Origin of the sequence: Peptoniphilus vaginalis, from assembly GCF_900176605.1 — a bacterium.
GTDB lineage: Bacteria > Bacillota > Clostridia > Tissierellales > Peptoniphilaceae > Peptoniphilus_A > Peptoniphilus_A vaginalis.
In genome coordinates this window covers 500,956-514,232 of the sequence record NZ_FXLP01000005.1, presented here as the reverse complement: position 1 = coordinate 514,232, position 13,277 = coordinate 500,956, and the positions used below count along the sequence as shown (strand labels likewise).

At 31.6% G+C, this 13,277-nt stretch carries 12 protein-coding genes; 9 read left to right on the top strand and 3 right to left on the bottom strand.

Annotation, left to right across the window (positions count from 1 at the left end):
- The first annotated feature begins 118 nt into the window (after positions 1–118).
- Together CAN42_RS07275 and CAN42_RS07270 are read left to right on the top strand one after the other, a co-directional pair.
- Complete coding sequence (locus CAN42_RS07275) at positions 119–1,249, top strand: C40 family peptidase (RefSeq protein WP_085876139.1); 1,131 nt, start codon at positions 119–121, stop codon at positions 1,247–1,249.
- Between the two features lie 241 nt (positions 1,250–1,490).
- Positions 1,491–2,684, top strand: coding sequence for a dicarboxylate/amino acid:cation symporter (locus tag CAN42_RS07270; protein ID WP_085876138.1), 1,194 nt, complete (start codon positions 1,491–1,493; stop codon positions 2,682–2,684).
- A gap of 76 nt (positions 2,685–2,760) precedes the next feature.
- Here the strand turns inward: CAN42_RS07270 and gltS are convergent, their stop codons facing one another.
- On the bottom strand, positions 2,761–3,990 hold the full coding sequence (gltS, locus tag CAN42_RS07265) for a sodium/glutamate symporter (protein WP_085876137.1): 1,230 nt from the start codon (positions 3,988–3,990) through the stop codon (positions 2,761–2,763).
- 226 nt (positions 3,991–4,216) lie between these two features.
- Between gltS and CAN42_RS07260 the strand changes: the two genes are divergently transcribed.
- From CAN42_RS07260 to CAN42_RS07250, 3 genes are all read left to right on the top strand, one after another.
- Positions 4,217–4,645, top strand: coding sequence for a flavodoxin (locus CAN42_RS07260; protein WP_062571539.1), 429 nt, complete (start codon positions 4,217–4,219; stop codon positions 4,643–4,645).
- The gene (locus CAN42_RS07255; RefSeq protein WP_062571538.1) at positions 4,645–5,229 is read left to right on the top strand and encodes a DUF3793 family protein; all 585 of its coding nucleotides are present in this window, start codon (positions 4,645–4,647) and stop codon (positions 5,227–5,229) included. Before CAN42_RS07260 ends, CAN42_RS07255 begins: the two co-directional genes overlap by 1 nt.
- Positions 5,230–5,447: 218 nt before the next feature.
- Complete coding sequence (locus CAN42_RS07250) at positions 5,448–6,113, top strand: GNAT family protein (RefSeq protein ID WP_085876136.1); 666 nt, start codon at positions 5,448–5,450, stop codon at positions 6,111–6,113.
- Positions 6,114–6,194: 81 nt separating this feature from the next.
- Here CAN42_RS07250 and CAN42_RS07245 read toward each other — a convergent pair whose 3' ends face one another.
- Complete coding sequence (locus CAN42_RS07245; protein WP_085876135.1) at positions 6,195–7,868, bottom strand: zinc ribbon domain-containing protein; 1,674 nt, start codon at positions 7,866–7,868, stop codon at positions 6,195–6,197.
- 161 nt (positions 7,869–8,029) lie between these two features.
- Positions 8,030–8,323 (bottom strand): hypothetical protein, encoded by a 294-nt coding sequence (locus CAN42_RS07240; protein ID WP_085876134.1) that lies wholly within the window; start codon positions 8,321–8,323, stop codon positions 8,030–8,032.
- Positions 8,324–8,510: 187 nt separating this feature from the next.
- Between CAN42_RS07240 and dnaX the strand changes: the two genes are divergently transcribed.
- The 4 genes from dnaX to ftsH are packed head-to-tail and all read left to right on the top strand — an operon-like array spanning position 8,511 to position 13,158.
- Positions 8,511–10,244 carry a DNA polymerase III subunit gamma/tau gene (gene dnaX / locus CAN42_RS07235; protein ID WP_085876133.1) on the top strand — a complete coding sequence of 578 codons (1,734 nt, stop codon included), beginning with the start codon at positions 8,511–8,513 and terminating at the stop codon, positions 10,242–10,244.
- A gap of 8 nt (positions 10,245–10,252) precedes the next feature.
- Positions 10,253–10,594, top strand: coding sequence for a YbaB/EbfC family nucleoid-associated protein (locus CAN42_RS07230; protein ID WP_062571533.1), 342 nt, complete (start codon positions 10,253–10,255; stop codon positions 10,592–10,594).
- Position 10,595: 1 nt separating this feature from the next.
- Positions 10,596–11,198 (top strand): recombination mediator RecR, encoded by a 603-nt coding sequence (gene recR / locus CAN42_RS07225; RefSeq protein WP_062571532.1) that lies wholly within the window; start codon positions 10,596–10,598, stop codon positions 11,196–11,198.
- A 55-nt stretch (positions 11,199–11,253) separates the two neighbouring features.
- Positions 11,254–13,158: an ATP-dependent zinc metalloprotease FtsH gene (gene ftsH / locus CAN42_RS07220; RefSeq protein WP_085876132.1), complete on the top strand. Its 1,905-nt coding sequence runs from the start codon at positions 11,254–11,256 to the stop codon at positions 13,156–13,158.
- Positions 13,159–13,277 lie beyond the last annotated feature (119 nt).

The window sequence follows — 13,277 nt, the reverse complement described above, 5'->3', positions numbered from 1 at the left end:
TTTAACAATTTTGTAACTTTTTGTTGTTTTTCTGTAATTACTTTGTTATACTTAAACAGTAACCAAAATAGTACGAATATAATTATTATAAAAATACAAAGTATAGGAGTTGTTAGTATTGGTTTCCTTAAAAAATAAATTGCCACTAGGACTATTTGCACTATGTGCAGTTTCAATAGTGGGCATGAAAGATACAGGGGTATTTATTAACGAACATGTACAGAAGACATACAGTGGCAATGAAATAGACTTTTCTATTGGAGAAAAAGTTGAAGTTCTTGAAAAGAAGGGTAATGACTACTTTGTTCAAAAGGGCAAGGCTAAGGTTACTATTCCACAAGATAAATTATTACTTACAGAAGTTAAAGTTCCAACATATAAGGTTATAAAGGCTAGTCCAATCTTAGACGATAATGGCAAAATTATAAGAAGCTTATTTATCGATGAATATGTAATTGGAGTTTCATCTAGTAACGACAAAGTTAAGGTTAAATGTAACGATGGAACTGTTGGTAATGTAGATGTAAAAGCACTTAAAAAGATTGCTGATAAAAGAAATAATGTAACTAATGTTGAAGTTAGAAACAAAACAGTAGCTACAAATCAAAATGGAAAGAAATTAAATCTAAATAAGAAACAAGTTGTAAATGTTGTTGACTTTGTAGAAGGTTTCTTCATTATTGAAGACAACGGATCTAACTACAATGTTCCAGCTAAGGATCTTAATATTGCTTCTGGCAATAAGATAGATAGATCTTTAGACAACAATGAAGCAACCATTGTATCTAATGACGAAAAAGAAATTCAAGAAGTTATAAAAAATAAAGAAGCTATAAAGGTTAACTACGCTGCAAAGAAAGTTGCAGGACCAAATGCATCAATAGCAAATAAGGTTATCACTTCTGCAGAAAGCAAACTTGGATCTACATATGTATATGGAGATACTGGTAAGGCAGGATTTGACTGTTCAGGTCTTGTTTATTCAATTTATAATGACGAGCTTGGTATTTCAATTCCAAGATCTTCTAGATCACAATCAACTTTTGGAAAACAAGTTGATAAATCAGACTTACAAGAAGGAGATTTAGTATTCTTTAACACAACAGGTAATGGCGTTAGTCACGTTGGTATTTATGTTGGCGATGGAAAATTCATCCACGCTTCATCAGGACAAGGAAAAGTTATGACTTCTTCTTTATCTGAGGCATACTACCAAGACAGATATGTAAACGCAACACGTATATTATAATTAAATTTTAAATTAAGAGCCTATTGGCTCTTTTTTTTTATATGGATTTTTGTAAAAGAAGGCTTTGTTGTATAGCCACCTTTGTAGAAATAAATACTTGAAGCTAAATTCACGAAAAAATTATAATCAAAACAAATTTATTTTTATAAATAATTAAAGCAAAATTTTACTATATTTATTAGAATTCAATGGTAAAATGTTAAGAGTAATATTGTTAAAACAAATTTTATAAGGAGGAGAAATGAAAAAAAATAATTTTTTTAATTCTTTGGTTTTTAAACTAATATTAGGAATTATTATAGGAATATTTGTTGGTAGAATTTCCAACGAAGGTGCAATTGTTGCCATTGATTCAGTTAAAAGAGTTATCGGTGATTTAATAGGCTACATAGTACCCCTAATTATTTTGGGATTTATTACTCCAGCTATAGTTTCCTTAAAGGAAAGTGCAGGTAAAATTCTAAGCGTTACACTTATAATTTGTTACTTGTCTACTGTTGGAGCTGCCACAATGTCATTCTTGGCAGGAAGAGCAATTATACCAAACCTTAATATAGCTTCAAATGTAGATGCGGGTAATGCCATACCAGAATCCATATTTAAACTATCAATTGATCCTATTATGCCTGTTATGACAGCTCTTGTGACTTCAATACTATTTGGTATAGCAGTTATTGTTACAAATTCTGAAACATGGGAGAAAATGCTTATTGAATTAAATAAGATTGTCCTATCAATAGTAAACAATGTTGTTATAAGAATTCTACCGGTTTATATAGCAACTACTTTTGCAGTTTTATCTTACGAAGGTGTAATTATTTCTGAGTTGCCTGTATTCTTGAAGATTATCATAATTGTAATTGTGGGTCACTTTATCTGGATGACTGTTATGTATTCTTTTGCAGGTTTAATTTCAAAAACAAATCCTAAAGAGGTCTTCAAACACTACCTACCAGCTTACTTAACAGCAGTAGGAACTATGTCATCTGCCGCAACTCTTCCAGTTGCAATTGAATGTGCTAGAAAATCTTCTACACTTGATCCAAAGATAAGGGACTTTGGGATTCCACTATGTTCCAACACCCACCTTTGTGGATCAGTTTTGACAGAAGTATTCTTTGTAATGACAGTTTCTAAAATTTTAACAGGTCAGCTTCCGGAGACAGCTAATATGATAGTTTTCATACTTTTACTAGGAATCTTTGCCATAGCAGCTCCAGGAGTGCCTGGAGGAACAGTAGTAGCATCTCTCGGTTTAATAACATCAGTCCTAGGATTTAACGACACAGGAACAGCACTTATGCTTTCTATATTTGCATTGCAAGATAGCTTTGGTACTGCTTGCAACGTAACATCTGATGGTGCAGTTGTATTAATGGTAACAGGTATTTTTAATAAGGTACCTGGAAAAAATAAAGAAAGTATGAAGAATTAAAAAATTTATTAGATCGAAAAACCCAGGATTATTAAGCCTGGGTTTTTACGTAGATAAAATGATTAATTATTGATTCTTATTTTACGAAAGTTTTTATAAATGCAAGTACGATTGGTTGATAGATTATATCTACTAAGAAAGCACCAACAATTGGAACAATCATCATAGCCCTTCTACTTAAACCGTATTCATCATTTATAGCAGTCATATTTACAATAGCTGATGGAGTTGCACCTAGACCGTGACCACAAAGTCCAGCACTCATAACTGCTGCATCATAACTTTTACCAAGTACTCTAAACACAACAAAATATGCATAAATTAGCATAAAAATAACTTGACAGATTAGAACAACAAGAACTCCGCCCATTAGATCTTGAAGTTCCCAAAGTTTTAAGGTCATAAGGGCAAGTGCAAGGTATAAGTTAAGCATAATATCTCCAATACCATCAACTAAGGAACCATTAAACTTATAGATATTAATTTTTTCATTTAAATTTCTTAAGATAACTGCTATAAACATAGCTCCTACATAATCTGGAAAATCCATATTAATTAGTGTTCCAATAAATTTTGATACGAGAGTTCCTAATGCCATTGAAATGATAATTGCAGAAACATTCTTCATAATATCTAAATTTGTTAATTCAAATTTTTCTTCGGTAAATAAAGCGTCTAATTTTGATGAATCAAAGTCATCATTATTTGGAGTAAGTCCATTTTTAACAATTAGTCTTCTTCCAAGTGGACCTCCAATAACAACACCAAAAATAAGACCAAATGTAGCTGCAGCCGCTCCAACAACAGGTGCTTGTTCGTAACCCATCTTAGCAAAAGTTGACCCATAACTCATAGCAGCTCCATGTCCACCAATCATTGATATAGATGATGCAAGCATTGCGTATGCAGGTTCAAGTCCAATAATTTTTGCGACTCCAATGCCAATTGAGTTTTGAATAAGTGAACAAAATCCACACACTAACCAATAAATTATAAGTAAAATTCCTCCGGATTTTAAAATCTTAAGGTTTGCTCCGAGCCCAACAGTGGTAAAGAATGCAAGCATAAAAGTTGGTTGAAAAATATTTTCATAAGTAAAATTAAAGCTGTTTGTTTTATAACCTATAAAAGTTATAAACATAAACAAAAATCCACCTACTACAGGAGCAGGTATACAATATTTTCTTAAAAATAATGATCTATTTTTAATACCATATCCAGCTAACAATACAATTACAGCAAGGGCAAGAGTTAATATTGAGTCTAAATTTATATTCAAAACTCCATTTTCTTTAATAAATTCCATTTTTACCTCCTTTATTAACATTTTATCTGATTAAAATTTTATCATTTCTGTAATTTTATGACAATAAATTATTATCAGTCTAAAAGATTGCTCTATAAAGCATTATAAAAAGGAATTAATAAAATTTAAAAAATTATAATAATTTATATAATTATATCTTTTAAAAATATATTAAAATTAAATCAATTGATAAGAGATATCAAAAATAATTTTGGAGGGAATAAAAATGAAAAAAGTAAATGTAATATACTGGTCAGGAACAGGTAACACAGAAAGAATGGCAGAAGCTCTAGTTAGGGGAGCTGAAGGCGAAGGTGCTGATGTTAAACTAATTCAAGTTGGATCTGCTACTGAAGATGATGTAAAAGATGTTGATAGACTAGCCTTTGGATGTCCTGCAATGGGATCTGAAGAATTAGAAGAAACTGAAATGAGACCTTTCATGGATAAGGTTAATCCTCTTCTATCTGGTAAAAATGTAGTTTTATTCGGATCTTACGAATGGGCAGATGGAGAATGGATGAGACTTTGGCAAGAAGAAGTTGAAGGAACTGGTGCAAAATTACTTGCTGATGGTTTCGCAGCTTATGACGACCCTGATCAAGATGCTTTAGAAGAATGTGAAGCTTTAGGAAGGGATCTTGCGAGGTCATAATGTATGATAAAGTTCTAATCGAATTTTTATCTTACATCAATAACTTTAAGGACTTTGATTATATATTGGCTCTTATTAAGTCTACAGTTGCACCAACTAATAACAACTTGAAGCTTGGAACCATGATGAATCTAAGAAATGCCAAAAGGCCCTTAAAGGATTATTGGATGAAGAACAAATTTATATTAAAAGATGCCTTGGGACTTGATTTTTATGAGTTAAAAGAGGGAGAGGACTTTGTCTTAGTTTATTTTTTTAAAAATGATAGACTTGAAAAGAAACTTTCTCAAGTTAAGATTAAGGACTTTTTAAATTCTCATGGTTATGAATCTTGTCTTACCACAGGCGACTACTTAAATTTATTGAGGGTTAGATTTGCTGAAACTTGTCCAGATGAAATTGGAGTGTTTTTAGGTTACCCCCTAAAAGACGTAATAGACTTCAAACATAGGGACAAAAAGATATGTAAGTGCACAGGTTATTGGAAGTGCTTTAATAATGAAAAATCTTCCCTTGAAGCCTTTAAAAGGTTTGATGAAGTAAAGGTTATTGAAATGAAAAATATTTTACAAAGCCTTTATTAATTTGAAAAATACCTAACTAATATTAATAATAAAACTCTATACCATATTTCAATCCAAGAGGACCGAGTAATTTAACTTGGTCCTTTTAAATTTGTGGAATTTTTCTATTATAAGTATTATCTAAGTATCTATCTAGATTATTCTTAAATTATATTATAAAATCTTAATAGGATTTAATAGTTGATTTCTTTTTGAATATTTAAATAAAAGAGGTGGGTATGGAAGAATTAGTTTTTAAATTTTTAGAAAAAGAAGATATTGACGATATTTATGATTTGACTTGTGAAGTCTATGAAGGCATAGAGAACAAAGAAATTTTTTCTCAGGACTCTAAAGAAGAATTGGAAGCTTTAATAGATGGGGGAGGCTCCTTTGTCGGTGTATTTGATGGGGGAAAGCTTGTAGCCTATAGGAGCATAAAGGTGCCAAGTCATAAAGACAACCTTGCCCACGATGTAGACTTCTATATTGAACCTGAGTCTGTAATTGTCAATGATACAGTTGTAGTTTTAAAAGAATACAGGGGAAGAAATTTACAAAATATAACTAGGGAAAAGCTTGAAGAAAGATATAAAAATTCAAAATTTACAAATAAGATGTCTACTATTTCTCCTAAGAACTACAGATCTTATAAGAATACTTTAGATTCTGGATATATGCTAGTATCATTAAAGAAAAAATATCCAGATGAGTTTTCAGAAGATGGTTATGATAGATTTATCCTATTGAAGTCTGATGACTTAGATATAAAGATGACAGGTAAGGAGAGGATTATTCACTCAAGTAAAACTGATGAACTTAAAAAAGCTTTCGAAGATAGCTACTTTGGTCTTGCAGTGGATGAGGATGGCTATATACTTTTTAGAGAAGTAGAAATTTCATAATTTTAAATCTTGGTCAGAAGTTTTCTGACCATTTTTTATAAAAATTTTGCAAAATAAAAAACCGAGATAAACTCGGTTTTCTTAAAAAAGTGTTACAAATATAAAATTAATAATGAACCATATCATCTTAAATAGGAGTTCAAAAAGTGTAAAGGAAATTGCATACCAGCCTACAAAGTTTATCTTTGATCTAGCAAAGAAATTGTCCTTATATTGGTTTAATCCTATTAGAAGTGAAAGTCCAATTATAATTAATGTTGCAAGAGGCATAGGGGTTAAGGCTTGGAGCATGTTGTATTTGAAAAAACCGCCAAAAGGTGAAATTAAAAATCCAACAAATAATACAGCCTTACAAATTATCCAGTTTATTAAGGCAAATTTTTTGACTTCTGAAGAAGATGTATCAATATAATCTCTGCCAGTTGCAATATTTAGTGGGATATAAAACTCCAAATAATCAAAAGCTATTTTTAAAATTAAAAATGGAATTAAAATTAATTTAAAAGTTCCACTTCCAATAAGGAGCATGATTAGATTTAATAATATACCAAGTCCAATTATTTTTTTACTTTCCTTAGAACCAAAGTCACCAATATAATCAGATAATTTTCCTGTTAGCTTATCTAGGGAATCAAGAAGCTTATCTATTTCTTTGTCAGACTTATTAGTTACCTCCATTACCTTTTCTGAAATATTATGTTCTATGGATTTTTCAAATTCAGAAGAAACTTCTTCTATATCCTTAACAGGTTTTTCTCCCTTATCAGCAAAGCTGAATAAGTCTTTAAGATTTCTTTTCTTTTTAGATTTCTCTTTAACTTCAGAATTTTTAGGAGCTTCTTTAACTTCTATCTTTTCTTTTTTTGAATTATTTTCTGGAGTTTTATTTACTTTTTCTTTTTTGACCTTAGATTTCTCTTCTTCAGCTTCTTTGATAGCATTTTCAATGTCAATCTTAGGTGTGCTAAGTGTGTTTTCAAAGGATCTGTCAGTATCTTCAACAGATTTACTTATTTCTAAGTTTCTAGTATCCTCTTTTTTCTTAGTATCGTCTCTTAGGTCCCCAAAGATTGAATATTCATCGTCATCCTCTTTTATAAAATTATTCCATTTTTCTTTTAAAGAGAATTTTTTTTGAGACTCTTTAGTCGTTTCTTCTTCAAAAACTTCTATAGGGTGGTCAGTTTCATCGTTAGAAGACTTGGGAGTTTCAGATGAAGTCTTATTTATATCCTTTTCATCAAAGCTAGATTTTTTTAGTTCTTCTTGAACCCTACGAACCAATTCTTTTTGGCTCATTTTGTTAGAAGAATCAGGATCTTTAAATTCATCTAAGATATTTTCATCAAACTTATTTGAATCAATACTTTTTGACTTATCTTTATTCTTTTTTTCTTTTTTATTTTTATTTTTATTTTTTTCTGAAGCTTCCTCAGGCTTTGCTTTTGATTTCTTTTCTTTTTCAGAAGCTTTTGTCTGAAGATTATTATTTTCATAATCTTTTATATTTTTAGAAATAGTCCTATCAACTTCAGCAATAATATTTTTTAGTTCATCAGTAGTGTCAATTGCATCTAGAGATCTTGGATTAAAGACTCTTGTGTTTTGACTAACTTTTTCCACCTTGTTGGTGTCTCCAAAGCTTTGATTGTTTTTTGATGTAATATTTATTTTTACGTCTTTTAAGTTGTGACCACATGAAGCACAAAAGTTATCATTTTTAGAAACTTGGTTTCCGCATTTTGGACAAAACAATGTAACACCTTCTTTCATAAATTCTATTGAAGTAATTATATCATATTTTTTTATTTAGATTAATCTTTTATATGCTAAATTAGAAGATTACTAAAAGATTTTAAGAAAATTTTATATAAAAAAAAGAAGCCTCGAAAGGCTTCTTTGAAAGTTAAGCTAAATTATTTTGCTTTTTCTTCTTTAGCGTTATCAGCTTTAGCGTTATCACATTTAGCGTTGTTTGCTTTAGCGTTGTTTCCTTCTTTAGCTTGTTCTTCGTCAGCTTTTGCGTTAGCTTCTGCTTCTTTAGCGTTAGCTTCAACTTTTGCTTTGTTAGCGTTAGCTTGTTCTTCTACTGCAGCATTTTTAGCGTTAGCAGCTTCGTTAGCTTTTTTGTCAGCGCCTTGGCATGCTACCATACCTAGCATTAATACTGAAATCATTCCAACGCTTGCTAATTTCTTTAAATTTTTCATTTTAATAAATCCTCCTAAATTGAAACATATTGTTTCTTTAATTTGTCTATATCTTATACTTGCCATGTGAAAATTATGTGAAGATGATGTTAAATCTTTTCGAAGAGATTTTAATAAATTAGTCATAAATGGAATAATTTAATTTATTATAAAAGTTTTTAATGTATAATTATTACAAGGTGAGAGAATGTATAAAGCTTTATATAGAAAGTATAGGTCAAAGACCTTTGATGAACTTTACGGTCAAGAAGCTGTAATAGCTTCATTAAAAAATCAAGTTAAAAATAATGAAATAAGTCATGCATATATTTTTCAAGGAACTAGGGGAACAGGCAAGACATCTGCTGCAAAAATTTTATCTCGTGCAGTAAACTGTCTTCACCCCGTAGATGGCAACCCTTGTAATGAATGTGAAAACTGTAAGAGGATTTTAAATGAATCAGTCCTAGATGTTGTTGAGATGGATGCAGCTAGTAACAATGGTGTAGATGATATTAGAGATTTAAAGGACAAGGTAATCTATCCTCCTCAAGCTCTAAAGTACAAAGTCTACATTATTGACGAGGTTCACATGTTATCAAAAGGGGCCTTTAATGCTTTACTTAAGATACTAGAAGAGCCACCGAGACATTTGATTTTTATCTTGGCGACAACAGAAATTGAAAAAATTCCTGCCACAATCTTATCAAGATCTCAAAAATTTAATTTCAAAAGAATATCTGTAGAAGATATTGAAAATAATTTAAAGAGAATAACTGAGCTTGAAGGAAAGTCTTGCGATGACGAAGTCTTTACATTAATAGCAAAGACAGCTGACGGTGCCATGAGAGATGCCCTATCAGTTTTAGACCAACTTCTTACTAAGAACAAGGACCACATAAAACTAGAAGATGCTATGGAAGTCTTAGGCATATCATCTTCTGACTTATTATTTTCACTTTCAAGTGCAATGATTAAAAGAGATATAAATTCTTCTCTTAATGTTATTGATGAGATTTATAGGGAGGGTGTGGACTTTAATACACTGTCCTCGCAAATATTAAGTCACTTTAGGGACATCTTATTAGTAAAAACTCTAAGTGATCCAAAAAAGATAGTTTATACAACTTATTTGAAAGAATTTCGAAATCTTGCTGGAAGCCTTGAACTTGAAGACATCTTAGATATTATTGAGGTCTTAAAAGAATTGGCTCTTGAGATTAAATATGCAGATAACAAGAGAGTTGTATTTGAAATGAATGCAATTAAAATTTGCAACAGGTCTAGCAAGAAGGATTTAGAGGGAAGAATTAAATTATTAGAAGATAGAATTAATAATTTGGGAAGCAGTAACCTTAGTAATTCTTTAAATAATCAGATTAATAATTCTGCCAATAAGATAGAAGATAGCTACAATAATTTCGATGATAATTACTATAATCCTGGAGATTATTATAAGGCAGAAGTAAGTCCTACAGAAAAAAAATTTACTAGTGCCAATGAAGAAAATCCAATTGAAAATATAAAAGAAGCTAGTAGTCCGACAATTGAAAAAAAAGGGCAATCTGCTATAATTGAAAATGACGAGAAAATAAATATTAGTAAAGAAGATAATGCTATTAAAGATATAAGCCTTGATAGGATAAGATCAGACTGGGACAAGATAATAAGTGAACTTGTATCTAGGGGCAATAAGGGTTTTGCTGGTTTTGTCTGTCATGCTAAAGCAGAAGGTCTTCATGATAATATTTTAGAGTTAGTATTTGAAGAAAAAGACAGCTTATTTTATGATTACTGCGTAATGCCAGAACATAAAACTATTTTACCTGAATTAATTAACAATATTTATGGAACAAATATTGATGTCAGGATGAAATTGCAAAAGCCTGGTATAGATAAGCTAGAAGAAATTTTTGGTAAAAATAATATAGAAGATATTTAGGAGGAAAAATGGCTAGAGGTGGATTTAACGGCTTCCCTGGTGGAGGCGGAAGAAATAATATGATGAAGCAAATCGAAAAGCTTCAAAAACAAATGGAAGAGATGCAAGAAAATTTAGCAAATGAAGAAATTACTGCTACTGCAGGTGGTGGAGCAGTTTCTGCTACTGTGAATGGCAACAAGGAACTTATTTCTATTAAGCTAGATAAGGATGCAGTAGATCCTGACGATGTTGAAATGCTTGAAGACCTAATTGTTGCCGCAGTTAATGAAGCATTGAGAAATGCTGATAGCAAGATGAGCTCTCAAATGGGTAAATTCACAGGTGGATTAAACATACCGGGGCTATAATATGACAAAAGAAATAGGACCTATTGAAGACTTAATCAAGAGATTAAATCGTCTACCGGGAATTGGTTCTAAGACTGCTCAAAGACTAGCCTATTATATAATTGGACTTGAAGAAAATGAAGTTAGGGACTTAGCAGAGGCTTTAATTTCTGCTAAAAACAACACTGTTGAATGTTCAATTTGTATGAACTATGCGGATAGTGATCCTTGCGAAATTTGCTCCAACAAAAATAGGGACGATTCAATAATTTGTGTTGTAGAAAGTCCAAAAGATGTTGACGCAATGGAAAGGTCTTTAAGTTTTCGTGGCAAGTATCATGTACTTCACGGAGTTATTTCACCCCTTAAAGGCAAGACTCCTGAAGATGTTACTATTAAAGAATTAATAAAAAGAATTGAAGAGGGAGACATAAAGGAAGTAATAGTTGCAACTAATCCAACTGTAGATGGAGATGCGACAGCAAGGTATATTAAAAATATCCTAGAAGATTACGACATTATTGTCTCAAGAATTGGCTACGGACTTCCAGTTGGCGGCGACCTTGAGTATTATGATGAGATAACAATTCAAACGGCAATGGAAAATAGAAGAAGACTAGACTAATTTTGGGACTTGGTCCCAAATTTTTTCTTTATTAACCTTTAAGAGGGGGAAAAATTTGTCAAATAAAAATAATGATTATAAAAAATATATTCCCACAATAATTTACGTAATCTTGGCAATTGTAATTTTTTACACAGTTGCCATAGTAGTCTTACCAAGACTTAATAAGGATTCAGAAATAAAAGAAATTGATTATGTTTCCTTTGTAAATATGGTAAATGGGAATCAGGTAAAAAAGGCAGAGGTAAGAGATAGAACTATTGCCTTTGAAGTTGAAAAAGACGGAAAGAAAATTAAATATGAAACTAATAGGATGTATGATCCTAATTTAGTCGATAGATTAGTAAATAAAAATGTAAAGTCAGCCCAAGTTTATAAACCCGAGATGAATCCAGTTTTATCCTTTATCATCTCAACTGTTGCAACCTTTGCGATATTTATTGCTTTTTGGCTCTTACTTTCCAAATTTATTTTCAAAAAAATGGGGGACGTTGGTCCAATGAATTTTGGCAAAAGTGGAGCAAAAATTTATGTGGAATCAACTGATGGTATTAAATTTGATAATGTTGCAGGTCAAGATGAAGCTAAGGAGGCTCTATCAGAACTTGTAGACTTTTTACACAATCCAAAGAAATACACAGAAATTGGGGCAAAACTTCCAAAGGGGGCTCTACTCGTTGGACCTCCAGGGACAGGTAAGACCCTATTAGCTAAGGCTGTTGCTAGTGAAGCAGAAGTACCTTTCTTCTCTATATCAGGTTCTGCCTTTGTAGAAATGTTTGTTGGGCTTGGTGCAGCCAAGGTGAGAGACTTATTTAAGCAAGCAGTGGAAAAGGCTCCTTGTATTATATTTATTGATGAAATTGACACTATTGGAAAGAAGAGAGATGGATCAGGTTTTTCTGGCAATGATGAAAGAGAACAAACTCTAAATCAACTTCTTTCAGAAATGGATGGCTTCGATGCAAAGGCTGGAGTAGTAATTTTAGCTGCAACTAATAGGCCAGACTCCTTAGACCCAGCACTTTTAAGACCGGGAAGGTTTGATAGGAGAATTCCAGTTGAATTACCTGACTTAAATGGTAGGGTTGAAATTTTAAAGGTTCATGTCAAGGATATTAAAAAAGAAGAGAACATTGATTATGAAAAAATTGGTAGAGCAACTGCAGGTGCAAGTGGGGCAGACCTTGCCAATATGGTAAACGAAGCGGCCCTTCGTGCAGTTCGTCAAGGTAGGGACAAGATGAGTGAAAGAGACCTTGAAGAATCTGTTGAAGTTGTATTAGCTGGTTATGAAAAGAAAAATGCTGTTATATCTCCTCGTGAAAAGAGGATTATAGCTTATCACGAAGTAGGTCATGCTCTTGTAGCTGCAAAGCAAAAGGGTTCTGCACCAGTTCATAAGATAACAATTATACCTAGGACCTCAGGAGCTCTGGGTTACACTATGCAGGTTGATGAAGAAGAAAAATTCTTAATGACTAAGGAAGATGCTATCAACAACATCGTAACCTTAACTGGGGGACGATCAGCAGAAGAATTAATCTTTAACATAAGGACAAGTGGCGCTTCAAATGATATTGAAAAGGCAACAAAGATTGCCAAGGCCATGGTGACAAGATTTGGTATGACAGATGAATTTGGTTTTGTAGCACTTGAATCTATGACTAATGCTTATCTTGGTGGAGATACTTCTCTACAATGTTCACCACAAACTCAATATGAAATTGACGCAGCTGTTCAAAAAATTATTGATGATGCTCATAAGGAAGCAAGAAAAATTTTAAGAGAAAATATAAAAGCCCTTCATGCTATTTCAGAATATCTACTTCGTCAAGAAACTATTACTGGTGAAGAGTTTATGGATATCTTAAAAAGATATGAAGAAGAGGAAGAACTTTCTCAAGAAGATAAGAATGAAACAATTGAAGAAGATAAAAATGAATCTTCAATAAATTAAGTAATTAATAATTATTTAAAAAAATTTAATTGTTGATGTGGAATTAATTAATATCAAATAAAGGTAAAAGACTTTTCTAATTTAGTGAAAAGTCTTTTTTTTTGGGTATATTTTATCAT